This window comes from Schaalia canis, assembly GCF_003858455.1.
In the GTDB taxonomy this organism is placed as follows: Bacteria; Actinomycetota; Actinomycetes; order Actinomycetales; family Actinomycetaceae; genus Pauljensenia; species Pauljensenia canis.
The window spans coordinates 43,432-69,378 of record NZ_RQZF01000006.1 but is presented as its reverse complement, the minus strand read 5'-3'; the positions used below and the strand labels follow the sequence as shown (position 1 = coordinate 69,378).

General features: G+C 57.9%; 22 protein-coding genes. 20 read left to right on the top strand and 2 right to left on the bottom strand.

Translation table 11 applies throughout. From position 1 onward, the window contains the following. Positions 1-25: 25 nt before the first annotated feature. The 8 genes from tsf to EII11_RS06990 all read left to right on the top strand — a co-directional run bounded on the left by tsf (position 26) and on the right by EII11_RS06990 (position 7,657). Complete coding sequence (gene tsf, locus EII11_RS07025) at positions 26-856, top strand: translation elongation factor Ts (protein WP_124870683.1); 831 nt, start codon at positions 26-28, stop codon at positions 854-856. Between the two features lie 177 nt (positions 857-1,033). Further along, a complete protein-coding gene (pyrH, locus tag EII11_RS07020; RefSeq protein WP_124870680.1) occupies positions 1,034-1,777 on the top strand; it encodes a UMP kinase in 744 nt (247 codons plus the stop codon). After that, positions 1,774-2,331: a ribosome recycling factor gene (gene frr, locus EII11_RS07015; protein WP_124870677.1), complete on the top strand. Its 558-nt coding sequence runs from the start codon at positions 1,774-1,776 to the stop codon at positions 2,329-2,331. The genes pyrH and frr overlap by 4 nt, the downstream gene beginning before the upstream one ends. Then, positions 2,331-3,221: a phosphatidate cytidylyltransferase gene (locus EII11_RS07010; protein WP_124870675.1), complete on the top strand. Its 891-nt coding sequence runs from the start codon at positions 2,331-2,333 to the stop codon at positions 3,219-3,221. Before frr ends, EII11_RS07010 begins: the two co-directional genes overlap by 1 nt. A gap of 1 nt (position 3,222) precedes the next feature. Beyond that, a complete protein-coding gene (gene rlmN / locus EII11_RS07005; RefSeq protein ID WP_124870672.1) occupies positions 3,223-4,518 on the top strand; it encodes a dual-specificity RNA methyltransferase RlmN in 1,296 nt (431 codons plus the stop codon). Next, positions 4,515-5,066 (top strand): DivIVA domain-containing protein, encoded by a 552-nt coding sequence (locus tag EII11_RS07000; RefSeq protein WP_124870669.1) that lies wholly within the window; start codon positions 4,515-4,517, stop codon positions 5,064-5,066. Before rlmN ends, EII11_RS07000 begins: the two co-directional genes overlap by 4 nt. A gap of 1 nt (position 5,067) precedes the next feature. Continuing rightward, complete coding sequence (dxr, locus tag EII11_RS06995; protein WP_124870665.1) at positions 5,068-6,309, top strand: 1-deoxy-D-xylulose-5-phosphate reductoisomerase; 1,242 nt, start codon at positions 5,068-5,070, stop codon at positions 6,307-6,309. Positions 6,310-6,418: 109 nt separating this feature from the next. Further along, the gene (locus EII11_RS06990) at positions 6,419-7,657 is read left to right on the top strand and encodes a M50 family metallopeptidase (protein ID WP_124870662.1); all 1,239 of its coding nucleotides are present in this window, start codon (positions 6,419-6,421) and stop codon (positions 7,655-7,657) included. Positions 7,658-7,751: 94 nt separating this feature from the next. Here EII11_RS06990 and EII11_RS06985 read toward each other — a convergent pair whose 3' ends face one another. Next, positions 7,752-8,744: an aldo/keto reductase gene (locus EII11_RS06985; protein ID WP_124870659.1), complete on the bottom strand. Its 993-nt coding sequence runs from the start codon at positions 8,742-8,744 to the stop codon at positions 7,752-7,754. 149 nt (positions 8,745-8,893) lie between these two features. On the opposite strand from EII11_RS06985, the gene ispG reads away from it, so the two are divergent. The 12 genes from ispG (at position 8,894) to EII11_RS06925 (ending at position 22,750) form a co-directional block, all read left to right on the top strand. Then, a complete protein-coding gene (gene ispG, locus EII11_RS06980; protein WP_124870656.1) occupies positions 8,894-10,066 on the top strand; it encodes a flavodoxin-dependent (E)-4-hydroxy-3-methylbut-2-enyl-diphosphate synthase in 1,173 nt (390 codons plus the stop codon). Positions 10,067-10,114: 48 nt separating this feature from the next. Next, a complete protein-coding gene (locus EII11_RS06975) occupies positions 10,115-10,633 on the top strand; it encodes a hypothetical protein (RefSeq protein WP_124870653.1) in 519 nt (172 codons plus the stop codon). A 216-nt stretch (positions 10,634-10,849) separates the two neighbouring features. Further along, positions 10,850-12,664 carry a proline--tRNA ligase gene (locus tag EII11_RS06970; RefSeq protein WP_124870650.1) on the top strand — a complete coding sequence of 605 codons (1,815 nt, stop codon included), beginning with the start codon at positions 10,850-10,852 and terminating at the stop codon, positions 12,662-12,664. A 1-nt stretch (position 12,665) separates the two neighbouring features. Next, a complete protein-coding gene (gene def / locus EII11_RS06965) occupies positions 12,666-13,157 on the top strand; it encodes a peptide deformylase (RefSeq protein WP_124870647.1) in 492 nt (163 codons plus the stop codon). Positions 13,158-13,440: 283 nt separating this feature from the next. After that, positions 13,441-14,739, top strand: coding sequence for a hypothetical protein (locus EII11_RS06960; protein ID WP_165867093.1), 1,299 nt, complete (start codon positions 13,441-13,443; stop codon positions 14,737-14,739). Between the two features lie 127 nt (positions 14,740-14,866). Continuing rightward, the gene (locus EII11_RS06955; protein ID WP_124870643.1) at positions 14,867-15,370 is read left to right on the top strand and encodes a DUF3145 domain-containing protein; all 504 of its coding nucleotides are present in this window, start codon (positions 14,867-14,869) and stop codon (positions 15,368-15,370) included. A 138-nt stretch (positions 15,371-15,508) separates the two neighbouring features. Beyond that, a complete protein-coding gene (locus tag EII11_RS06950) occupies positions 15,509-15,931 on the top strand; it encodes an acyl carrier protein (RefSeq protein WP_124870641.1) in 423 nt (140 codons plus the stop codon). Positions 15,932-16,000: 69 nt separating this feature from the next. Continuing rightward, complete coding sequence (locus EII11_RS06945) at positions 16,001-16,732, top strand: succinate dehydrogenase cytochrome b subunit (protein ID WP_124870638.1); 732 nt, start codon at positions 16,001-16,003, stop codon at positions 16,730-16,732. A gap of 179 nt (positions 16,733-16,911) precedes the next feature. Further along, positions 16,912-18,789, top strand: a complete 1,878-nt coding sequence (locus EII11_RS06940) for a fumarate reductase/succinate dehydrogenase flavoprotein subunit (protein ID WP_420820446.1) — start codon at positions 16,912-16,914, stop codon at positions 18,787-18,789. Continuing rightward, positions 18,786-19,535, top strand: a complete 750-nt coding sequence (locus EII11_RS06935) for a succinate dehydrogenase/fumarate reductase iron-sulfur subunit (protein ID WP_124870634.1) — start codon at positions 18,786-18,788, stop codon at positions 19,533-19,535. The genes EII11_RS06940 and EII11_RS06935 overlap by 4 nt, the downstream gene beginning before the upstream one ends. A gap of 115 nt (positions 19,536-19,650) precedes the next feature. After that, on the top strand, positions 19,651-21,069 hold the full coding sequence (gene aspA / locus EII11_RS06930) for an aspartate ammonia-lyase (protein WP_124870630.1): 1,419 nt from the start codon (positions 19,651-19,653) through the stop codon (positions 21,067-21,069). A 52-nt stretch (positions 21,070-21,121) separates the two neighbouring features. Beyond that, positions 21,122-22,750 (top strand): DUF6301 family protein, encoded by a 1,629-nt coding sequence (locus EII11_RS06925; protein WP_124870626.1) that lies wholly within the window; start codon positions 21,122-21,124, stop codon positions 22,748-22,750. A 215-nt stretch (positions 22,751-22,965) separates the two neighbouring features. On the opposite strand, the gene aceE is transcribed toward EII11_RS06925, so the two are convergent. Continuing rightward, positions 22,966-25,704 (bottom strand): pyruvate dehydrogenase (acetyl-transferring), homodimeric type, encoded by a 2,739-nt coding sequence (gene aceE, locus EII11_RS06920; RefSeq protein WP_124870623.1) that lies wholly within the window; start codon positions 25,702-25,704, stop codon positions 22,966-22,968. Positions 25,705-25,947 lie beyond the last annotated feature (243 nt).

Genomic DNA, 25,947 nt, shown 5'->3' with positions numbered 1-25,947 from the left:
AACTTTCCTGAAAGGATCGACACCAATGGCGAACTTCACCGCTGCTGATGTCAAGGCGCTGCGCGAGCAGACCGGCGCCGGCATGATGGACGTCAAGAACGCTCTTACCGAGGCTGACGGCGACGCTGAGAAGGCGCTCGAAATCATCCGCCTCAAGGGCCTCAAGTCCCTCTCCAAGCGCGAAGGCCGCGTTGCCTCCGCAGGCCTGCTGGCCGCCACCGTCGTTGACGGCAAGGTTGGCTACATGGTTGAGCTCAACTCCGAGACCGACTTCGTTGCCAAGAACCAGAAGTTCATCGACTTCGCTCAGAGCGTTCTCGAAGCCGCTGTTGCCGCCGAAGCAGCAGACCTCGACGCTCTCTTGGCTGCTCCCCTGAATGGCGAGACCGTTCAGGACGGCATCAACGGTATGGCCGCCGTCATCGGCGAAAAGATCGAGGCTCGCCGCCTCGTGCGCGTTGAGGGCGAAAACGTTGACCTCTACCTGCACCAGACCAGCCCCGACCTGCCCCCGCAGGTTGGCGTGTTCGTCGTGACCGATGCCAACGGCGCTTCCGTCGCCCACGACATCGCTATGCACGTGGCCGCCTACATGCCCGCTTACCTTGACCGTGACTCCGTCCCCGCTGACGTCCTGGAGAAGGAACGCGCTACCCTCGAGAAGATTACCCTCGAAGAGGGGAAGCCCGAGGCTATCGTTCCTAAGATCGTTGAGGGCCGCCTCAACGCCTACTTCAAGGACAACTGCCTGGTGGACCAGGACTACGCTCGTGATCCTTCCAAGACCGTTGGCAAGGTTCTCACTGAGGTAAACGGCACCGTCACCGAGTTCGTTCGCGTACACGTCGGCGCCTGATCACTCCACATGAAGGCCCCGCCTTTTGGCGGGGCCTTCATTGGCACCCAGGATATTCACACAGTATTTTTATCTCTAGGGGTTCGCCTCTTACGCAGCGGGAACCCCAATGGCCTTTGGTGAAAACCCTCCACGGCCAGTCTCCATCTAGCGTCGAGCATGCACAAAGGAGTACATATGTCCGCCCCCACGCCGCGTCGCGTGCTGCTGAAAGTCTCTGGTGAGGCTTTCGGCGGTGGCTCTATCGGCCTTGACCCTTCCGTTGTTCGTAATATTGCCCAGCAGATCGCTGAGGCCGTCCGCAAAGGTATTCAGGTCGCTGTCGTGGTGGGTGGAGGCAACTTCTTCCGCGGCGCAGAGCTTTCACGCTCAGGCCTTGACCGTTCTCGCGCCGACTACATGGGTATGCTCGGCACCGTCATGAATGCTCTTGCCCTCCAAGACTTCATTGAACAGGCGGGTGTGCCATGCCGCGTGCAGAGTGCCATTGGGATGCAGCAGGTTGCTGAGCCCTACATTCCCTTGCGAGCAATTCGTCACATGGAGAAGGGCCGTGTCGTTGTATTCGGTGCCGGTGCTGGTATGCCGTTCTTCTCGACGGATACGGTTTCGGCTCAACGAGCGTTGGAAACACACTGCACGGAGCTGTTAGTGGCGAAGAACGGTGTGGATGGTGTTTACACCGATGATCCACGCACTAACCCTGATGCCCGTAAACTCACCTACGTCTCTTATAGTGACGCGCTGGCTCAAGGCCTTAAAGTAGTTGATGCCGCTGCATTCGCTCTGAGTCAGGAAAACGGCCTCAATATGCGAATCTTTGGTATGAATGAACCAGGAAACGTGACCGCAGCCCTTATGGGCGAAGAAATCGGTACGCTTGTTTCCGTCGCACCTGACAAACAGAAGGAGCAGCAGTGATCGACGATATTCTGCTTGAAGCAGAGGACAAGATGGATCGAGCCGTTGAGGTGGCTCGTAACGACTTTGGTAACATCCGCACCGGCCGCGCAAACCCGGGCATGTTCCAGCAGATCATGGTCGACTACTACGGCGCTCCGACGCCAATGCAGCAGCTTGCTTCCTTCCAGATTCCCGAGGCACGCACCGTTTTGATCTCTCCTTTCGATCGCGGTGCTGTTGCTGAGATCATCCGCGCACTGCGCGAGTCTGACCTTGGCGTGAACCCCACTGATGACGGCAATGTTGTGCGTGTTGTGCTTCCTGCTCTGACTGAGGAACGCCGCCGTGACTACGTGAAGCAGGCCAAGTCCAAGGCTGAGGATGCCCGTGTGTCTGTGCGCGGCGTGCGTCGTAAGGCGAAGGAACAGCTCGATCGCCTGAAGAAGGATGGCGAGGCTGGCGAGGACGAAGTCGAACGCGCCGAAAAATCCCTCGAATCCCTCACTAAGGCACGCGTGGAGCAGATCGACGAACTGCTCTCCGCCAAGGAGACTGAGCTTCTCACCATCTGATGAGTGATTCTTCTGTTACTCGCGTTGTAGGGAAGGTTCTCTCCCCGGCTCCTACCGTGGAGAGACCTCCTCTTCCCGCGACGGGCCGCGCCGGGCGTAATCTTCCCGCTGCTGTAGGAACAGCAGCGGTGTTAATTGTTGCTGTTGCGGGCTCACTGATTTTCTTCCCACCACTTTTTGTTGTTTTCGCCGCACTCATGTGCGTGGCAGGAGTGTGGGAACTGGCGGGCGCTTTCGCGCGGGTGGGTATTCACCTGTCGATGCCGCCGATTTACCTCGGTACCGTTGGTATCCTTACCTGCGCGTGGATGCTTGGTGTGGAAGCAACATTGGTTGCCACGTATCTGACGGTATTTGCTGCAACTGCCTGGCGTTTGGTTGATTCTTCTCAGCAGAATCGCATCCACGACATCGTGGCTTCGGTGTTTGCCATCGTCTATGTCCCCTTCTTCGCCGCGTTTCTTTTGCTGATGCTGCGAGAGTTTAACTCAGCCTGGCTGGTTGGTTTGCTTGTCCTTTTAGCGACAGCCAATGATTTGGGCGGTTGGGGCGCAGGCATTCTTTTCGGTAAGCATCCTATGGCGCCGCGTTTATCGCCGAAAAAATCTTGGGAGGGATTTGCCGGTTCCGTGACGGCGGCTGTCACCGCTGGCATTATCTGTTTTATTCTGCTGGGCGCCCAGTGGTGGTGGGGTGTTATCGCTGGTATTGCTGCAGCTTTTATTGGCACTCTGGGGGATTTGCTTGAGTCGCTCATTAAGCGTGAGGTCGGTCTGAAAGATATGTCTTCCCTCCTTCCAGGGCACGGCGGAGTTCTTGATCGCATTGACGCGCTGCTGATGTTCGCGCCCGTTTTCTATTTCATTGTGCGAAACGCGTTGGGAGGCTGATGTGACAACTTCTCTACCGACTCCCAAGGTCCCTAGCAAGCGTCGTGAGGTTCGCCCGACAGATCAGCCACCTGAGGGCGCGCTCACACCCGATGCGAAGCCTATTCTTTCCTTTACCGCGAAGCGCCGTGGGAAGGCTCCTGCGCATATCGCTGATCTGAGCCAGGCTGAGCGTCGTGCCCTTGTTAAGGATGCTGGTTTCCCTGCTTTCCGAGCTGACCAGCTTTCGCGCCACTACTTTGAGCACTTCACTGCCGATCCTGCGTTGATGAGCGATATCCCGGCCTCAATGCATGAGGCCATCCGCTCGACCTTCATGCCTGATTTGGTGAACGAGGTCGTTGCCCAGCGCGCAGATGGCGGTTTGACGATTAAGCACTTGTGGGAGCTCTACGATGGTGCTCGCGTTGAATCGGTGCTGATGCGCTACACCGAGCGCACGACCTTGTGTATTTCCTCCCAGGCTGGATGCGGTATGGCCTGCCCCTTCTGTGCGACCGGGCAGATGGGTTTGACACGCAACCTGTCGACAGCCGAGATCATTGATCAGGTGCGTATGGCTCAAAGAGCCTGCGAGGACGGACTGCTTGAGGGCGGCCCCACCCGACTGTCGAATATTGTGTTCATGGGGATGGGTGAGCCCATGGCCAATTACCGGGCTGTCGTTAATGCCCTGCATCGTTTGATTGACCCCAGCCCTGAGGGCTTTGGAATGTCTGCCCGTAATGTCACAGTTTCGACAGTGGGCTTGGTTCCGGCGATCGACAAGTTGGCTGCTGAGGGGCTACCCGTGACCTTGGCGGTGTCTTTGCATGCGCCTGATGATGACTTGCGTGATGACCTCATCCCGATTAACTCGCGGTGGAAGGTGGGCGAGCTCCTTGATGCTGCTCGCCGCTATTTCGTGGCCACGGGACGACGTGTATCTATTGAGTATGCGCTCATCAAGGATATGAACGATCAGCCTTATCGTGCCCAGCTCCTCGCTGATGAGCTCAACAAGCGTGGGAAGGGCTGGGTGCATGTCAACCCTATTCCCCTGAATCCCACTCCGGGTTCGATCTGGACGGCTTCAACACGACGCACACAAGACGAATTTGTCGCCATTTTGCGTAACAATGGAATCTCGACGACGATTCGCGATACCCGCGGATCTGACATCGATGGTGCATGTGGTCAGCTGGCCACGGCAGTACAAGAAGGCGGGCGCAAAGGATCCTCCTCCGATGCCCCGGCAGTAAAGCCCCAATTAGCAGCATCCCAGCAACAGGGCACCAACACACAGGAGAATCGATGAGCGACTCTTTCCCTCGGGTAAGTATTTTCACCTACGGTTACGACCCTGCATCGGTCGATTCCTTCTTTGAAGATGCCCGCCGAGCCTACGAAGGCGGCGTGCCCGCAGAGCACTTTAGTGCTGAGCAAGTCCGCCAGGCGACCTTCCTCCTAAAGCGCCGCGGTTACAGTATCCAAGCTATCGACGCCGCTTTGAACCGCTTGGAGGCAGCGTTCGTGCAGCGCGATCGTGCGGACCACATTGCTGTTAATGGCGAGGCCGCGTGGTACCAGCGCGTCGCTGACCGTGCAACCACGCTCTACCCCCGTCTGCTGCGTCCCCGAGGTGAGCGTTTTGCGCGTCCGGGGCGCGAGCCTGGCTACAACGCTGAAGAGGTGGACGCCCTGCTTGACCGTTTGGAAGGCTTCTTTAACGACAACACAGAGCTGACCGCTGATGATATTCGTCAAGCAGTCTTCAAGCCGGCCCGCGGTAAGAAGGCCTACGCTGAAGGTCCGGTTGACGCCTATTTGGGCCGCGCCATTGAAATCCTCCTTGCAGTGAACTGATATGCCCCTGCTCTCTCACACTCCAGCACACCAGTCCTCCGCAGTCATTGATGTTGTCATCCTCGGATCCACTGGCTCCATTGGAACCCAGGCGTGCGAGGTGATTGACGCTCACCCCGGGCGTTTCCGGGTGCGTGCGCTGGCGGCTGGGGGAGCAAATGTGGGTGTCCTCGCCAAACAGATTGTTGCCTATTCTGTTGAGGTTGTTGCCGTTGCTCGTGACTGCGTGGCTGAGCTGCGTGAGGCTGTGTCAGCGTTGGATGCGTCTGCACGGTTGCCGCAGATTCTTGTAGGCCCTGACGCTGCCGCGCAGGTTGCGGGGGCTTTCCCGGATGCTGTTGTCCTTAATGGCATTACGGGCGGTGTGGGGCTTGGCCCGACTTTGGCCGCTTTGCAGGCTGGGTGCACGCTGGCACTGGCGAATAAGGAGTCACTTGTCGTGGGTGGCGCCCTCGTGAAGCAGGCCATGACGCGCCCCGGGCAGATCGTCCCCGTCGATTCTGAGCACTCGGCGATCGCTCAGGCTCTTGCTTCTGGCGTCCACGAAAAAGGTATGACTTCGCCGGTGGTCACGGGGCGCAGCGAAGTTGCTGATGTGATTTTGACGGCTTCGGGCGGCCCTTTCCGTGGGAGGACTCGCGCTGATCTTGGGGACGTGACCCCCGAGCAAGCCTTTGCGCATCCGACCTGGGATATGGGGCCGGTGGTGACGATTAACTCGTCTACTTTGATGAATAAGGGTTTAGAGCTGATCGAGGCTCACCTGCTTTTTGACGTCGCGCCAGAACATATCGTGACGGTCGTTCATCCCCAGTCCATCGTCCATTCGGGTGTGACATGGATGGATGGGGCAACGACCCTGCAAGCCTCGCCGCCAGATATGCGCCTCCCGATTGCCCTGGGGATGACATGGCCAGAACGCCTGGTGGATGTGGAGAACCCCCTGCGGTGGAGCGCGGCACAGGCCTGGACCTTCGAGCCAGTCGATGACGTGACTTTCCCGGCGATCATGTGCGCCCGCCATGCTGTATCAGCTTCGGCTACCCACCCTGCCGTCTTCAACGCGGCAAATGAAGTGTGTGTTGACGCTTTCATTCATGGCCGACTCAGCTACCTGGGAATTGTTGACACGGTTCGTGAGGTCGTTGAAGAACATGTTGGTGTTGTCGAACCAACGCTGGATGACGTCTTGGGCGCTGAAGAATGGGCGCGAGCACGTGCGGCGGAGCGGATTGCCTCCTAGTAGCGCGCGCTCAGGGCAGGTCATGTGGAATGACGTGTAAGGCGGCATCGGCGACTTCGGGGAGCTGTTCCGTCTAATGTGGTAGTCGTTGTTGAGGGGGAGTGGTGATATGTCGTATGTGATCGGCATTCTTGTCATCGTGGTTGGACTGCTGATCTCGGTGGCGATTCACGAGTTGGGCCATATGCTACCTGCGAAGCGTTTCGGGGTGCCTGTCCCGGTATTCTCAGTCGGCTTCGGCCCTCTTTTATGGGAGAAAGAGTGGCGAGGAACCCGCTATGGCCTCCGCGCGATCCCGCTGGGCGGCTATGTGCGCATTGTCGGCATGTACGCACCAGCCCGCCCCGGCACTCCACTTCTGAATAAGAAGGGTGAACTGACACTGGCAGAAGAGGCGCGCCGCGAAAGCGCTGCCGAGATCCCTGAAGGTATGGAGGACAGGGCCTTTTATCGTCTGAGCGCACCCAAGAAGTTCGCTGTCATGTTTGGCGGCCCGGTCACGAACCTCATCTTGTCGGCTGTGCTTTTTGCTGTGGTTCTCATGGGTATTGGCGTGCCCGCAGCTTCACCGACTCTTGCAGCAGTTCCCGCGACTGTGACCGCAGTATCAGGCGAGGTACCCGGTCCTGCAGCAGCAGCGGGGATTGAAGCCGGTGACCGTATCACAGCCGTCGGTGAGACCCCCGTGGAACGCTGGAGCGACCTGACTTCTGCTCTCAATAACTCTGCTGGTGAGCCCTTGTCGGTAACTATTGATCGCAATGGCGAGCCTCAGACCGTCACCGTCACGCCTGTCAAACTTGAAGACGGACGCTGGGTGATTGGCGTTGGCGCAGGCGTCGAGTATGTCTCGGCCACTCCTCGCAGGGTGCTTGAGGTCACGTGGGCAACCTTCACCGGCACAGCGAGTGTTGTGACACGTTTGCCTGTGGCCGTTTGGGAGGTTCTCACTTCGTTGGTGACGGGAAGTGAACGAGATCCTGCTGGTGTGATGTCGGTGGTGGGTGTGAGCCGTATTGCTGGCGAGGTTGCCTCCGGCGAAGGCGTTTTTGCTACGACCGACTACCGTGCAACCGTGGCAACCTTGTTGTCATTGTTGGCATCGCTCAATATGGCGCTCTTCGTCTTTAACTTGTTGCCTGTTCCGCCCCTGGATGGTGGGCACATTGTTGGTGCAATCTTCGAGGGCGTTCGCCGCACTGTGGCTCGCCTGCGTGGTCGCCCTGATCCGGGTCCTGCCGATACTGCTCGCCTGGTGGTCGTCACCTATGTCATGGGTGCGCTGCTGATTGGCATGTCGGTGATCCTCATGGTGGCTGACATCGTCAAGCCGGTAACAATCGGGTAACACCACGGGCGTAACGTCTCTGTGTGAGCTGTCTAATGCATGGGTGCCCTCGCTCGATAGAGCGAGGGCACCCGTGTTGAAGCAGTAGGGGGTTTTACCAGCGGCCGTGAACGTGTTCGCGGATCATGCGGTTGTAGAGATCTTCCAGCGCAGCATTGAGATCAGCAGAGAGAGGGGGAAGTGTGGCAGCGGCAGCGTTTGCAGCGGCTTGATCTGCATTGCGAGCACCGGGAATAACAGTCGTGACACCGACCTGTTCGGTGACCCACTTGAGGGCAATCTGAGCAGGAGTGGCATTCTGTGGGCCGTAGTTGGAGCAGAGGCGGGTGAACTCGGAGGCCGCGGCAACACCGACCTCGTAGGGCACGCCAGAGAAGGTTTCGCCAATGTCAAAGGCAGCGCCCTCACGGTTGTAGTTGCGGTGATCACCTGCGGCAAACACAGTATCCGTCGTGTACTTGCCCGACAACAGGCCAGAAGCCAGCGGCACACGCACAATGACACCTACGCCACGCTCGGCTGCTTCGGGCAGAACCTCTTCAAGGGGCTTGCGACGGAAGATGTTGAGAATAATCTGCAGGGTTTGAGCCCCACCCTCCATTGCTAGGCGTGCTTGCTCGCAGGTTTCCACCGATGCTCCAAAGTTGGCAATCAGCCCGGCTTCGACCATGCGACGTAGTTCATCCCACGTTGCGGGATCAGCCAGAACTTCGGTGGGTGGGCAATGAAGCTGGACCAAATCCAAGCACTCCACGCCAAGGTTACGGCGAGAACGCTCATTCCACGCGGCAAAAGCCTCGGGCGTGTAATTCTCAGGACGTTGCTCCACGCGGCGGCCCATCTTCGTTGCAACGAACAGGCCACGATCGGGGTTGTCTGCACGGAAGGATCCAACAAAACGTTCGGAACGTCCGTCTCCGTAAACGTCAGCGGTATCGATAAAAGTCACGCCAGAAGAAAGGGAGGCATCAAGGGTGGCACGTGCGGCAGCCTCGTCAACCTCACCCCAGTCGGCACCCAACTGCCACGTTCCTAAACCAATGATGGAGACCTGTGTGCCTGTTGAACCTAATGGGCGACTTTCCATGACGGCACCTTATCTTTCACATCGATGTGATTCACGTTCCCCTCAATCATAGAGGGAACAGGTCTGAGAGCCCGGGGATCGTGCGGCAAGCGAAGGCCAAGGAGAAGCGTTAGCTATCTCAACTGCGCGATGCCGCAAATGCTCCCACCATGGGCGATAATGGAATGGTGACTGAAATTGCTTTAGGCATGCCCACCGTGAAGGACACGCCATTCCCGCGTAAGAACACCCGTCGACTCATGGTCGGAAGCGTGCCAGTTGGTGGAGGCGCGCCTATCTCGGTGCAGTCCATGACGACCACCAAGACACACGACATCGGCTCAACCTTGCAGCAAATTGCCGAACTCACAGCATCGGGCTGCGACATTGTCCGAGTCGCCTGCCCGACCGATAAGGATGCCGAGGCGCTGCCCATCATCGCCCGTAAATCCAACATCCCGGTCATTGCCGACATCCACTTCCAGCCGAAATACGTCTTTGCAGCGATTGAGGCAGGCTGCGGCGCGGTGCGCGTCAACCCCGGTAATATCCGCAAGTTCGATGACCAGATCGCTGAGATCACCCGCGCAGCCCGCGATCACGGCACCTCGCTGCGTATTGGCGTCAATGCTGGCTCTCTCGATAAGCGCATGTACTCCAAGTACGGTGGCCCCACTCCCGAGGCTCTCGCCGAGTCGGCCATGTGGGAAGCCTCCCTCTTTGAAGAGCACGACTTCCATGACTTTAAAATCTCGGTCAAGCATCACGATCCTGTCACGATGATTCGCGCCTATGAGATCCTGGCTGAAAGCGGTAACTGGCCTCTCCACCTGGGTGTGACCGAGGCTGGCCCAGCTTTCCAAGGCACCATTAAGTCCGCCACCGCTTTTGGCGCGCTCCTACGGCAGGGTATTGGTGACACTATCCGTGTGTCTCTTTCTGCACCGCCGGTGGAGGAAGTGAAGGTGGGTATCCAGATCCTTCAATCCATGGGCCTGCGTGAGCGCACCCTTGAGATTGTGTCCTGCCCGTCGTGCGGCCGCGCTCAAGTTGATGTGTACACCTTGGCTGAAGAAGTCACTGAAGGTCTGAAGGACCTCACTGTGCCACTGCGCGTGGCCGTGATGGGCTGCGTCGTGAACGGCCCGGGTGAAGCCCGTGAAGCTGACCTGGGGGTTGCTTCAGGTAACGGTAAGGGCCAGATTTTTATTCGCGGTGAGGTTGTTGACACCGTCCCCGAAGATCAGATCGTCGAGACGTTGATCCGCCGAGCCAATATGCTTGCAGAAGAGATGGGGCTTGAGGCCGGCGAAGGCAGCGTCGAGGTGATCGCCGCCAAGTAGCCCTGCCCGCAACCATACTCACATCTGGCCACACTTTAAGGAGCTCCCATGGGACTGCGTACAATTCTGACCCTAGCCGGCGTAGCAGGCGCGGCCGCCATCGTTGCTACCGGCTTTCCGAAGCGCATTGGCGTTACCCGCAGCGAGGCTGAGGCCGTCCTGCCCGGCGACGATATTCTGCCAGGCGCTTCCTTTGTTACCGACCGCGCTGTGTCGATCGAGGCATCCCCCGAGGTCGTGTGGTCGGTTCTGAAGAATGTCGTCCAGGAAGACGATGACATGGGCATTGTCGTTGATGATGAGAATGCAGCTCTTGTCTTGGCTTCAGCCGAGGTTGCTGTCGATGAGCATGGCACCGCGAAGGACGTGGACGCCACATGGGCCTTCGTTCTGATCCCTGAGGACATTAACCGCACCCGCCTGCATCTACGCGAGCGTCATCAGCCTCATTGTGTTGCCGCTCAGGCAGCGTGCTGGGCGGATGCCACCTTCATGTCGCTGATGACGATGAACATCCTGCGCGATATTAAGCTCCTTGCCGAGTCAGGTGGCAATACCGAAGAATAATCGGTCTGAAACTCGGCTGGTAGCGCCGCTCGTGCCAATGAACGTATGAGGGCCTGCCACTTCGCCATTGACTGAGCCTGTGGGCGTGCTTCATGCTGCGCCCACAGGCATTTTTATTGCCCTTCGCTGCTGTGAAAGATTGCTGTGCAACACAATGCGCAGAGCCACGCTTAGCAGGCTCGAAAACGAGCGGGGGAGTGGACTACGCTAGAGGGCGTGCTGAGAAACGTATCTTCTTTCTTCCTGCGCACTTTGCGCGAGGACCCCGCCGACGCGGAGGTCATGTCCCACAAGCTTCTGGTCCGCGCCGGGTACATCCGTCGTACCGCCCCCGGCATCTACACCTGGATGCCTCTAGGGTTGCGCGTGCTACGCAAAGTCGAGGACATCGTCCGCGAGGAAATGGACCGCATGGGCGCTCAGGAAGTTCACTTCCCCGCCCTGATTCCCGCAGAGCCCTACAAGGCCACCAACCGCTGGGACGAGTACGGCCCGACTCTCTTCAAATTGCGTGACCGCAAGGAAGGTGACTACCTGCTTGCCCCCACGCACGAAGAGATGTTCACCTTGCTGGTCAAGGATCTCTACTCCTCGTACAAGGACCTTCCCCTGGCCTTGTACCAGATTCAGACCAAGTACCGCGATGAGGCTCGCCCTCGTGCAGGTCTGATCCGCGGTCGTGAGTTCGTCATGAAAGACGCCTACTCCTTCGACATTGACGAAGAAGGCCTCGAAGCGTCCTACATGGCTGAACGCAAGGCCTACCAGGCGATCTTCGACCGCCTGGGACTGGAATACGTCATCGTTTCAGCGATGTCGGGCGCGATGGGTGGCTCCCGCTCAGAGGAGTTCCTCCATCCCAGCCCCATTGGTGAGGACACATTCGTGCGTTCCCCCGGTGGCTACGCTGCTAATGCGGAGGCTGTCACCACGCCTGTTCCAGACGCACTGCCGATTGATGGTTTGCCTGAGCCTGCGGTCTTGCCTACCCCTGATGCCACCACGATTGAGGCCCTGGTGGACTACGCTAACGCGAACTACCCGCGTGAGGACCGTCCCTGGCAGGCCTCGGATACGCTGAAGAACGTTGTCGTGGCGCTGACTCACCCCACCGGCAAGCGTGAGCTGTTGGTGATCGGCCTCCCTGGTGACCGAGAGGTTGACATGAAGCGTGTCGAAGCCTCCGTCTCGCCCGCCGAGGTTGAAATGGCAACGCCTGCCGATCTTGAGAAGCATCCTGAGCTTGTCGCCGGATACATCGGCCCGCAGGTCATCGGTCCGAATGCCTCCACCCGCGTTATTGACGAGGACGGTAATCCCTCTGGCTCGATCCGCTATCTGCTGGATCCTCGCGTGGTGGATGGCACCATGTGGATTACTGGCGCGAATGAGGTTGACACTCACGTCTTCTCCTTCGTGAAGGGCCGCGATTTTGACGCTGATGGCACTATTGAAGCCGCTGAGGTTCGCGAGGGCGATCCCGCTCCCGACGGTTCTGGCCCGCTTCACCTTGAGCGTGGTATCGAGATCGGCCACATCTTCCAGCTTGGCCGCAAGTATGCCAAGGCGCTTGGCCTGACCGTCCTGGACGAGAACGGCAAGAGCCAGATTGTCACCATGGGGTCCTATGGCATCGGCATCTCTCGCGTGCTCGCGGCTCTGGCAGAGTCGAACTGTGATGAGCGCGGTTTGGCTTGGCCTGCGCAGATTGCTCCCTTCGATGTTCACGTTCTGGCCACAGGTAAGGGTGAGGAAATCTTCGGCACTGCTGAGCAGCTTTCCGCTGAGCTTGACGCTGCTGGCTTGGACGTTCTCTACGACGATCGTGCGAAGGTGTCGGCAGGTGTGAAGTTCGCTGACTCTGAGCTGGTGGGTATCCCAATCACCTTGGTCATCGGTCGAGGTCTGGCCAACGGCACAGTTGAAATTCGTGATCGCGCCAGTGGGGATCGTGTCGAGGTTCCCGTGGGAGAGGCTGTTTCCGCCGTCCGTGACCTGCACGCACGTCTGCTTGGTAAGGAAGGAAAGTAAGATGGCGATCCGCGAGATTCGCATTATTGGTGACCCGATCCTTCGTACCCCCTGCGAGTGGATTACGGACATTGATAACAAGGTCAAGTCCTTGGTTGAGGACCTGCTCGAAGGTGTCGCCCTGGATGGTCGAGCCGGCTTGGCCGCCAACCAGATTGGTGTTGGCCTGCGCGCATTCTCCTACAACGTTGATGGCGAAATTGGCTACGTCCTGAACCCCAAGCTCGTTGAGGTCTCTGAGGACGAGTATCAGGACGGTGACGAAGGCTGCCTGTCCGTGCCCGACCTGTGGTACCCCACTCAGCGCGCTTGGTACGCCCGCGTTGAGGGCATCGACCTTGATGGCAAGCCGGTGGTGCTTGAAGGTGAAGAGCTCATGGCCCGCGCTCTCCAGCACGAGTGCGATCACCTAGAAGGCATGATCTACATTGATCGCTTGGATCGCGCGACCCGTAAGAAGGCTCTGCGCGACATCCGCAACAAGAACTACTGAGTGGAATACACAGAGTATTCCAAAAAATGAAGAGGGCTGCTACAGTGGGCGTATCAACGTAAGTTGATACGCCCACTGGCATTTTACTTTTACGTCAAAGGAGACGGAGAAATGTTTGCAAAAGGTGGGATGGTTCTCGACGTTGAGGGCCGATAGTTGCTGCGCAGTGAATCCCGTATATGCGCATATCTCCAGACGCACGTTATCGTGGGGCGTGTACCCGTGGGATATTGTCATCTCGCCATGGACGGTAACCTACCGTTCCTGGTAGTCCGTTAAGTCCGTGAAAGAAGCGTTTATGCGAGTGTTGCGTTGCTTCCCCTCCCTGCTCTTTCCTCTAGTTGGGGTCGTAATTCTATTGAGTTCATGTGTTAGCTCGATCGGATTTGCTCAGCCTTTGGAGAGTGTGGGGAGGGTTTCCCTTGATAAAATACTTTTTGCATTTGTCGCTAATCCATGGAGTAGTGACAGTCCTTTTGCGCGCGATAGTTACCTCGTTCTTATTGACGAGGAATTCAAGGCTACTGTTTTTCAGACCGACTTTTCTGAGGCTTCGCACCTAGTATGGGGCAAAGCTGGTATGTATCTTGCTGATTCCTCTAATGATTACCTGATAGATCATGATGGTCGCGTTCATGTGAAGAAGGCGAAGAAGGGGACTATCGCTAATGGTGCGGCTTTTTTGGCGCATGGAACCGCAGTGGTTTCGGTGACAAATGAAGGTTTTACTGATAGTGGCTATCGGCAGCACGTTGCGCTGTTAAATTCAGAGTCGACCGATCTTCGCACTATTGGAAAATATACAGATGTTTTTAGTGTCTGCGGTAATTCTGCCTATGTCTTGGGGGGTGAGCTCTCTAAGCTTCAGGATGAGGAAATTGAGCGTGAGAGAATATTCCTGCAGCAGGTGGTAAAAGACTCCGTCTTTGAGTATCGCGAGATTCGCCGTGTGTCTGCAGACCTGCATGAGGTAATATATGCCGGTCCTACTGCTCCTTGTGATGGGCGGAATATTTTTGTACTGGCGGATCAGGTCGAGTATCTGCCAGAAGAAAAGAAGCGCCTCGGTGACCCTGGGGAGTTTCCTCAATTTCAAAAAGATAGCCCTCTCACGCAATTTGAGCCGGGAAGTCATTCTTATGCGTCGATTGAACGCTGGAATGTTCAGACGGGGCAGAGGGATGTTATTCCTCTTCGTAGTGATGACGGTGAGTTTTTTAGGGTTGCTTCGGATGAAATATCGAATGCCTCGTATGGTGTCGGTTCGTACTTCGACGGAAAACTTCGCTGGATCTCTGGTGGAGGGATCCTTTATTCGACGGATGTGGCAACGGGAGTGACATCGCCAATCCATGGAATTAAGTTTCCCAATGCGTTCGAAAATAATAGGTATGCCATATTTTCGCAGGAGCGCGTAGATGTGTTGACTCACGCGCCCTATAGTGAGGAGCCGGTGGAAATTTTCAGTTATGACATCGCCTCGGGACATCTTCTTTCCCACCGCAAAGTTGATGGGCTCTGGGGAGACATTGATTACAGAACACAGATTATTCGAGGTTTTGCTGTTAATCCCACAACCTAGCTAGCCAAGTGGCGCCCTAGGAGACTATGATGGGCGTGTACACCGCGAAAAATCGTTGTGCAACCACCGCAGTGTTGTGACGAGGGCGTAGGGGAAGACGATCCTCACAACAAACCTGGAGGTCACAATGAGAGGGACATACACCCGTGGTGTACTTTTCGTGCATTCGGTTCCCCCTGCGCTCTGCCCACACATCCAGTGGGCCGTGGGTAATGCCCTCGAACAGGAGATCAAGCTCCAATGGAGCGACCAGCCTGCCGCCCCAGGCATGATGCGCTGCGAGTTCGCATGGGTTGGCCCCACAGGCTCTGGTGTCAGGATCGCCTCCGCATTGCGCGGCTGGGAGCACCTGCGATACGAAGTCACTGAAGAACCTACTGGCCAAACCGATGGTGGCCGCTGGTTCCACACTCCGTCACTGGGTATCTTCCACGCCCAGATCGACACTGTGGGTAATGTGGTCGTCCCGGAAGACCGCATTCGTGCCGCCATTGAACAGGCGACGGATATGCAGAGCCTGCGAGATGGCCTTGATCTCGCTTTGGGGCAAGCATGGGATGACGAGCTTGAACCCTTCCGTTATGCCGGCGCTGGGGCACCCGTGCGTTGGCTCAACCAGGTGGTCGGCTAAGCGTCCTTTCCATTCCACAAGCAGGGGCTACTTGCGTGATGCAGGTAGCTCCCGTTGTTTTCCCTGCAGGCATGACTGAAGACCCCTACGAGAGGGGCAGCCTCGCTTAGGCCCCTGGCAGGAGGCTACTCTAGTGCCATGGGCACTATTGGCGATCTCCTTGGCATTGATCTCGCGGCAGCCTTTGGGCAAGACACCCCCGAGGCAAGCGACCTCGACGAGGCGCAAGAAGAAGCACATGCGGCTGGTGTGCCTGTAAACGACGACTCCTTGCAAGCTCAAATGGGCCAGAGGGAGCAAAAACCCGACGCAGAGGGGGTCAACCCGCGTCACGAGGCTGTCCTTGCCGCCATTGTTGCCGAAACGAACCTTGAACCCTCCCGTGCTCGCCTTGACCTTACTCTTGCTGGCGATCTTGATCTTGACGACCTTGGACTGTATGCCGTTGTCGCCGCCATCGAACACGAACTACGTTTAACTTTCGCTGACGAGCACGTCCGTTCCTGGCAGACCTTGGGCGACATCCTCAACGCCGTTGATGCGGCGGAGAAAAAGAGCTAAACACTGAGCCACTTGAACTTCTGCACCCTCCACTCATGCACGCTACGCTGACTACAAGGGGGTGTTGCAATGGCGCACATTCACGGACAATATGCAGTCGCACGCCGCAGCGTTGTGCTGCCCACATGGCTGCTGAAAACGGCGACCGCAGTCACCGGCATGGCAATGGCAGCCTTCGTGCTCGTCCACATGCTCGGCAACCTCAAGGTCTTTCTCGATCCGCAAGGCGTTGACCTTTATGCGGCGTGGCTTCGAGAGGTCGGAGCCCCCGCGCTTCCACATGGCATGATCCTGTGGGCATTCCGCATTGTCATGGTCGGCTGCCTGATTATTCACCTTGGCGCAGTCCTCATTCTCTGGCAGCGCTCCGCATCTACACGCACGCGAGGTGCTCGCCGCATGGCGTGGCGCGGATACGGCGCAAAAGCGATGATGCCCACCGGCATCATCATGCTTCTCTTCATTAGCGCCCACATCCTTGATCTCACAGCGGGTGTCCTGATCGCCCCCGAAAGCTTTCAACACCCCACACCATCGGCTGACGGCGGCAGCGTCTTTCACGCAGTAGCAAACCTCAGTGCCTCCCTCGCCCGTCCCCTAGCGGCGATCGGCTACGGGGCTGCCCTCATTGCTTTAGGTATTCACCTTGCCCACGGCATAGGACTAGCCTGGCAGGACCTCGGCGGAGTGAACGAACGCGGGCGGAGGATCGCACGCCTGGTGGGCTATGCGCTTGCTTTGGCTATTGTCGCTGGAAATGGGGCCGTCATTCTTGGCGCGTGGATGGGAGTCTTCCAATGACAAATAGGAAACCGACATTACCCCCGGCACACGAGGCCACACGCCCTTGGCAGGACTACGTCCCGCTAGGGGAACAACGCATAGACGCCACCCAGGACGTGCCAACTTCTCCTCCACTTTTTCACCTCACTGAAGGCCACTCCCTTGACGCTCATCAACCTGAGGGGCCGCCTCGGAAGATGTGGGACGCCTTCGTTGCCCACGCCCGCCTGGTCAGCCCCGGCAATCGTCGCCGTTTTCGTATTGTCGTTGTTGGCACCGGCTTGGCTGGCGCCGGAGCGGCCGCAGCACTTGCAGAAATGGGATACCCCGTTGACGTTATCACCGCTCACGATACGCCCAGGCGCGCCCACTCGGTTGCAGCCCAAGGTGGTATTAACGCCGCTCGTGCGCGCCGAGTCGACGGGGATGCTCTAGCCCGCTTTGTTCGCGACACCGTTAAAGGTGGTGATTTCCGCGCCAGAGAGTCCGAAGCATGGCGACTGGGAGCTGAATCCACCCGCGTTATCGATCACCTCAATGCCCTGGGTGTTCCTTTTGCGCGCGAGTATGGGGGCTCTCTCTCAACTCGCAGTTTTGGAGGGGTGCAGGTTTCACGCACCTACTATTCACGAGGCCAGACCGGCCAGCAGCTTCAAGTGGCCGCTTCGAGCGCGCTCATGCGCCAGGTCGCACGCGGCCAAGCAACACTGTGGGTACGCCACGAAATGCTTGACATTGTCGTCGAGGACGGTCGTGCTCAAGGCGTCATTACCCGCGACCTGACAAACGGTGAACTCCGTTTCCATCCTGCGCACGCGGTGATTCTTGCCACCGGCGGCTACGGAAACGTCTACTTCCATTCGACTTTGGCAAAAAACTCATCAGCCACAGCTATTTGGCGGGCGCATCGGGCGGGTGCGGCTTTGGCCTCGCCGAGCTTCATCCAGTTCCACCCAACCGCGCTGCCAGTGTCGTCACAGTGGCAATCAAAGACCACGCTCATGTCGGAATCCTTACGCAATGATGGGCGTATCTGGGTCCCCCGCACAGTGGGGGAGGCGCGCCCGCCCTCGCAGATCCCCGAAGAGGAGCGTGACTACTACCTGGAGCGTCAATACCCAGCGTTTGGAAACCTTACGCCCCGCGATATTGCATCGCGCGCGGCGCGCGCACAAATCGACGCAGGACGAGGCGTGGGGCCTCTGCACAATTCCGTCTACCTGGACTTCCGTGACGCCCTCGAACGATTGGGGCGCACCGTTATCGCTGAACGCTACGGCAATCTCTTCGACATGTATCGGGACGCGACAGGTGAAGACCCCTACACCCAGCCGATGCGTATTGCGCCGGGCGCACACTTCACCATGGGTGGCCTATGGGTGGATTATCGACTCATGAGCACCATCCCAGGGCTTTTCGTCGCAGGTGAGGCCAACGCCGCCTACCACGGTGCCAATAGACTGGGCGCCAACTCTCTACTGGCAGCCTGCGTGGACGGTTCTTTTGTTATCCCACGGACGGTCCCTGACTATCTGGCAGGACTACTTGGTGAACCCCTTATCGATGAGGCATCTCCGGCAGTTGCCGACGCCTACCGGAGGGTCGAAGAACGCACGAACGCCCTCGTCAATAGTCAAGGACATACCCCGGCACAGCATTTCCACCGTGAACTTGGCGCGATTTTGTACCGAGACTGCGGTGTTGTGCGTGACAAAGCTGGCCTTGAGCGGGGGATCCGAGAGATCCGCAAGCTCAGGGAATCCTTCGCCACAGAAGTGCGGGTCACGGGGCATACGAAGGAATACAACCAGGATCTTGTCGAAGCAGCCCGCATTAGTGACTACCTGGAAATGGCGGAGCTGATCTGTGTCGATGCCTGGCATCGTGAGGAATCGTGCGGTGCTCATTTCCGTAGTGAATACTCCCGCGACGGTGAAGCAGCGCGTAATGACGAGCAGTGGATGAGCGTCTCAGCGTGGACAACAGTTGGGTGGGATAAAGTACCGCATTTCATTCACCACAGGGAATCCCTGTCCTTCGTTGACGTGACGGTTCAGCAAAGGAGCTACCAATGAGGCTGACACTACGTATTTGGCGTCAGGCAGGGCCGACCGCAAAAGGAGCCTTCCAGATCTACGAGTTGGATGGCTGCGATCCAGCGATGTCAGTGCTGGAACTCCTTGACCATCTCAACACCCAACTACGTCAACGCGGCCTTGCCCCGGTTGCTTTTGAATCAGACTGCCGTGAGGGAATCTGCGGTGCCTGCGGGCTGACGGTGGACGGACGCCCCCACGGTTGGCAGGATAATCTACCAGCCTGCCACCAGCGGATAGGGGACAGGCCAGAGAACACGACGATCACCCTAGAGCCACTGAGGACAGGGGTGTTTCCCGTGTTGCGTGACCTCGTCGTCGATAGAGGCGTGTTAGACGAGGTGACAATGGCTGGTGGCTTTGCCTCTGTTGATACCGGCCTTGCTGCAGATGCTGATGCGCTCCCTATCGCTCACGATGTGGCCGAGTACGCCCTCGATATGGCCGCCTGCATTGGATGCGGTGCCTGCGTGGCAGCCTGCCCGAATGGATCGGCCGCTCTGTATGCGGGCGCTCGAATTGCTCATCTCGCGGCCCTACCTGTGCCAGCTCTTGAACGAGGCCGAAGAGCACGCTCCATGGCGCTGACACTAGATGAGTTCTTTGGTTCCTGTTCAGGATACGGCGAGTGCGCAAAAGTCTGCCCTGCGGGTATCCCTCTGGGCGTGGTCGGGGCGCTCAGCCGGGAGCGGTGGGGAGCGTTCTTCCACCCAACGCGCACCTGACTGACGGAGGGCAAACCGGTAGGTTGATTCAAAGAAAACGCACTTAAGGCACTAGGATCGTCACCAGATAGACACCGGCGACGAGGCCCGTGACACGCGCGAAAGGACGACGCACATGGATGTGCGAATCGAACATGATCTCTTGGGCGACCGTGAGGTTCCCGCGAACGTCTACTGGGGAATCCACACCCTGCGAGCATTGGAAAACTATCGGATCTCAGGACATACCATCAATGAAGTCCCTGACTTAATCCGCGCCATTATCCAGGTCAAAAAGGCAGCGGCCCTGGCGAACAAAGAGCTACGTGTGATGACGCCTACGACGGCGGACGCGATTGTTGCCGCATGTGATGCGATCTTGCGTGACGGCCGGTGTATGGATCAGTTCCCTGTCGACCAATTCCAGGGTGGGGCGGGAACCTCGATGAATATGAACGCCAACGAGGTCATCGCTAACCTGGCGTGCGAACTTCTTGGCGAGGAACGCGGCCGCTACGACATTATTCACCCTAATGATGACGTCAATCGTTCCCAGTCCACTAATGATGCGTACCCGACAGCTTTTCGACTAGCGGTGCATGTTCGGGTTGCGGCGCTGCAGAAGGCTATTGATGAGTTAGCTGATGCTTTCGCACGAAAAGGTGAGGAATTTGCCCACGTACTCACGATGGGGCGCACCCAGCTACAGGATGCTGTGCCCATGACCTTAGGGCAAGAGATGACGGCCTTCGCTGTTACCTTGCGTGAGGAGGATGCGCGCTTAGTCAATAATGCTGATCTACTTCTGGAAACAAATCTTGGTGCTACTGCCATCGGCACGGGTCTCAACACGCCTCCCGGCTATCAGGACGCGGTAGTCCGACATCTTCAACGTATTACCGGCCTGCCGGTACGCGGCGCCGAATATCTTATCGAAGCAACCTCGGATACTGGCGCCTATGTGTCGATGCATGCGACCATCAAGCGCACTGCGGTGAAACTGTCAAAGATATGCAATGACCTGCGCCTTCTAGCTTCGGGACCGCGAGCAGGTTTGAACGAGATTAATCTGCCGGAAATGGCGGCGGGTTCTTCAATTATGCCGGCCAAGGTTAACCCTGTGATCCCTGAAGTCGTTAACCAGGTGTGCTTCAAGGTCATTGGTAATGATCAGACGGTCACGATGGCCGCCGAAGCTGGGCAATTGCAGCTCAATGTGATGGAGCCTGTGATCGCTCAGGCGCTCTTTGAGTCGATTCACTTGCTGATTAACGCCTGCGATACTTTGCGTGAGCGCTGTGTTGTGGGCCTGACAGCCAATGAAGAGGTCTGCCGTTCCTACGTCATGAATTCCATTGGTATCGTCACTTACTTCAATGACGTTATTGGACATCATCTTGGTGATGTTGTCGGGAAGAAAGCCGCAATGGAAGGGCGAAGCGTCCGTGACATCATTCTTGAAATGGGGCTGTTGTCGGAGGACGAAGTCGAGCAAATCCTTTCGCCAGAAAATCTTGCGAATCCTCAATATCGAGGCTCGGTCGTTGACGAATAGCCTGACTGTGAACTGCTAATCTCAAGACTTCCACCGGAAAGTGAGGACAAACATGGGTGCGTTGAGGATTCTTCCGATTGAGGAAACGGTGTCTTTCATTCAGGTGCTGGTAAATGCCCAGTGGCCACTTACAGTTGAGCGTGCACATGAATACGTCAAACAGGTGGGGTGGACCGTTGAACAACCAGACGCCGACGATGAGTATGTTCTGCCCGGAAGCTTCTGGATTGCCCCCGACGTTCGCTGCCGTCTGACTGTTCATTCCTACGGCGTCCCCGACCTGTTTTTTCACGTCTCGAATATCGTCGAACGGGAGGAACAACATCAGGCCACAGAAATTCTCACTGCTCACATGATTGGTCTCGAAAAAGAACTCACGAACCTCTACGGGCAGCCCTTCCGTTTCGCCAATGACGTCAATGCCCGAGAGTTCCGCTGGTGGAAGACACCCGCTGGCGTGTGGGTCCGCATCAACTACGGCACTGCCCGCCCCACGGTATCCATCACCGGACCTCGCCAAGAAAGCGAGCCAGAAGACCAGATTGTCGTTCCTGATACGAAGTCTTGTCTCCAAACGATCCAAACCTGGCTCAGCGCCCCGTGGCCGCTGCCAGTAGCGACCGTCCATGACTACGCCGACAGGGTGGGATGGACACCCGAGGAGGAGTCCTCAACAGAGTTTTACTCCACCCTCATATATGCCCTCTACGACGGAAACCTGCGCATCTTCTCGGAGGATTTCTTTGCCGAACCCGATGTTGGCGTCACCTATGGACGCCGCGGCGCAACACGGGTGCACTTCGATTTAGCGGCACATTGGTCAGAACGGACAGAAGCCGAGGCATGGCCTCTGATAAAAGAGCGCATGCGCGATGTTGAAGCTGCCATCACTGATCTCTACGGCCAACCCGAGAAAAGCACTCAAGGGGTCGACAATCAAAATTACGCGAAGTGGGACGTTACCCCGCATCTTTCCCTGTCTCTTTTCCACGGGCCGGGAAATAGCAACGTCACCATCGATTATCACGGTCCTGAAGATGAGCGGGCTACCGGCGTTCCGATCAACTACGAGGTTGATGACGTCCTGAGAATCATTGACGAGTGGACGCAGTCAATGGGCTCCATTGATCTTTTTGATGCGGCCGAAATTGCTAGCGGTATTGGCTGGTTCCCGGAAGACAGCAGCTGGCCCAAGATCTACTACACGCAGGTCTCTCCACCTGCCGAGCCTCGAGCGGCCATCCGGGATGAGAACCAGAAGGTGTGGCTGGTGACTTTTGACGTCGCTATGGGAGTCAAAGAACGCACGCCGGGACGTACTCCGGCAGACATTGAGCGAGTGATGACTTCGCTCGAAGTTGCGTTGACTCAGCGCTATGGCGTGGCGGAAGAATCCTCGCACTACGGCGGGCACTATCGCGATTGGGATACCAGGCGGGGGCTGCGGGTACGTATCGCCTATGGCCTGGGTATGAGCAGTGTCTGGATTTATGACCCGGCAAAGAAAGCCACGGTGGAGACCTTCATTACCGAACCTGCTGGGGTGAAGAAAACGCCACGATCTTCCGCTGCGACGGTTGAATCGCCTCAGGAAGGAAACACGTCGACTATGTCGACGGTGGCAATCGTGACGACTTTCCTGGCTGTCCTGGGAGGGATCCTGAAGTACTTTTTCTTCTGACAGAGCTTCCTCGCCACAGTGGCACAGGGGCTTTCCAGGAGTGCGCCCAAAGCAAGAGACACACCAGTGCAACAGGCAACCAGAGCGGGCGGCACTATGCCTATCGGCGCTTCCGTGCTCTTTGAGTGATACTGACTGGCTTTCAGTCCTGGAATAGTACGGGGGCTGCACCGTAACGGTGCAGCCCCCCGTAACTGTCAGGGTGCGACTACAGATCAGTCTCCGACCGGCCCAGCAGCCTCAATGGAGTTATTGAACAGGTCGTAACGCTGGATTGCCTGAGCAACCACGGAACGATCCATCACGCCACGGTCAGCCAGGGCCTTGAGGGTGCGGACCACCACGGACTCGGCATCAACCTTGAAGTAGCGGCGGGCGGCGCGGCGAGTATCAGACACGCCAAATCCGTCGGTGCCAAGGGTGATGTACTCGCCGGGAACCCACGGACGAATCTGGTCAGAAACCAGAGTGTCGTAGTCGGAGGTAGCAATGAAGGGGCCTTCGCTACCCGCAAGCTTCGAGGTCACGTAGGGCACGCGCTGTTCAGCATCGGGATTGAGGAAGTTGTACTCGTCAGCTTCGCGACCGTCGCGGCGCAGCTCGTTCCAGGAGGTCACCGACCACACGGCGGCGTCCACGCCCCATTCCTCAGCGAGGATACGGCGGGCATCGCGAGCCCACGGCACACCAACGCCTGAAGCGAGCAGCTGGACCTTGTGGCCATTGCCGGAGTGATCCTCCACCTTGTAGATGCCCTTGAGCAGGCCATCAACGTCAAGGTTCTCGGGCTCGGCAGGCTGCTGGATGGGCTCGTTGTAGACGGTGATGTAGTACAAGACGTTGGGATCGCGAGGATCGTTCTCGCCGTACATGCGCTGCAGGCCGTCCCAAATGATGTGGCGGATTTCGTAGGCGTAGGCTGGGTCGTAGGTGACGAAACCGTGGTTGGTGGCCGAGATGATGGGGGAGTGCCCATCAAGGTGCTGCAGGCCCTCACCAGTCAGAGTGGTGCGGCCAGCGGTAGCACCGATCACGAAACCACGAGCGAGCTGATCAGCGGCGGCCCAGAACTGGTCGCCGGTGCGCTGGAAGCCGAACATCGAGTAGAAGATGTAGAACGGCACCATCGGCAGGTTGTGGGTGGTGTAGGCAGTGCCCACAGCCTGCAAAGCAGCGGCTGAACCAGCCTCAGTAATACCCGTGTGGAGCACCTGACCCTGCTGGGATTCCTTGTAGGACAGCATGAGGTCAGCATCCACAGCAGTGTAGTTCTGGCCGTGAGTGTGGAAGATCTTCGCCGTGGGGAAGATGGCGTCCAGGCCGAAGGTGCGAGCCTCGTCGGGGATGATCGGCACCAGGTAACGGCCGATGTTCTTGTCCTTGAGCAGGTCCTTCAGTAGACGCACGAATGCCATGGTGGTGGCGACCTCAAGAGTGCCCGAACCCTTGGAAATAGCTTCGAAAGGACGAACCGGAAGTTCGGGGAGCTTGGGGTCGTAGTCGGTGCGACGCTCGGGCAGGTAGCCGCCGAGCTTCTCGCGACGTTCCTTCATGTACTGCAGGGCCGGGTGGTCCGCCGGAGGCATGTAGTAAGGCGGGCAGTAGGGATCGCGTTCAAGCTGCTCATCGGTGATCGGAATCTGCAGGCGGTCACGCAACTGCTTGGCGTCCTCGACGGTGAGCTTCTTCATCTGGTGGGTCGAGTTACGACCAGCGAAGGAAGAACCCAGGGCGTAGCCCTTAATGGTGTGGGCGAGGATGACGGTAGGCTGGCCGGTGTGCTCCATAGCAGCCTTGTAGGCGGCGTAGACCTTACGGTAGTCGTGACCGCCGCGCTGCAGAGCCCAGATCTGATCATCGGTCCAGTTCTGAACCATAGCCTTGGTGCGAGGATCACGTCCGAAGAAGTGCTCACGCACGTAGGCGCCATCGTTGGCCTTGAAGGTCTGGTAGTCGCCATCAAGGGTGTCATTCATGAGGTTAACGAGGGCGTTGTCCTTGTCAGCAGCCAAGAGCTGATCCCAGCCACGGCCCCAGATCACCTTGATGACGTTCCAGCCAGCACCCTTGAAGAAGGCTTCAAGCTCCTGGATGATCTTGCCGTTACCGCGAACCGGGCCGTCGAGACGCTGCAGGTTACAGTTGATGACGAAGGTCAGGTTGTCCAGGCCCTGCTGTGCGGCGAGCTGGAGCATGCCACGCGATTCGGGCTCGTCCATCTCACCGTCACCAATGAAGGCCCAGGTGTGCTGCTGGGAAGTGTCCTTCAGGCCGCGCATGTGCAGGTAACGGTCGAACCACGCCTGGTAGATAGCGGCAGCAGGGGCGATACCCAAGGAAACGCTGGGGAACTCCCAGAAGTCGGGCATCTGACGGGGGTGGGGGTAGGAAGGCAAGCCGTGCTCGGTGGAAACCTGCTGGCGGAAGCCGTCCATCTGCTCTTCGGTGAGGCGTCCTTCAAGGAAGGCGCGAGCGTAAGGACCGGGGGAGGCGTGACCCTGGAAGAAGATGTGGTCGCCGCCGCCGGGATGATGCTTACCGCGGAAGAAGTGGTTGAGGCCGACCTCGTACAACGTCGAAACGGAAGCGTAGGAGGAGATGTGGCCGCCGACCTTCACACCGGGGCGCTGAGCGCGGGTCACCTGGACGGCAGCGTTCCAGCGGATCCAACGGCGGTACTGGCGTTCCATTGCCTCATCGCCGGGGAAGTAGGGCTCTTGGTCAACGGGGATGGTGTTGACGTAGGGGGTGGTGTATTCCTGGGGGAGCTGCACGTCACGCTTGCGGGCCTCAGCCAGCATGTGCAGCAGAATGTAGCGAGCGCGAGGCCCGCCCTTTTCGTCGATAAGTCCCGACAGTGATTCCACCCATTCGGCGGTTTCTGCCGGATCGTTGTCAGGAACCTGGCTCAGCAGGCCGTTGACGACGGGATGACTATCGCTCATGTGGCTCATTCCCTCATTCCTTATGGCGACACGTTTTGGGCGCGTGCCGCACAGCGTCGTGCAGTACTGATGTTCCTATTGTCTCTTGTTCCGCGGGCTTTGGCGAGTGGCTGCGGGACTTAAAGCCCATGTGAAAAGTCTCAGTTTCCGGCGGAGGGACCGGCATGTCGTGGCAGCAGTGGCGGCTTTGTGGGCAGTGAGTGTGGGTGCAACGCTGCTAAGAGAGACGTATACCACGTTGATAAAGAGGTG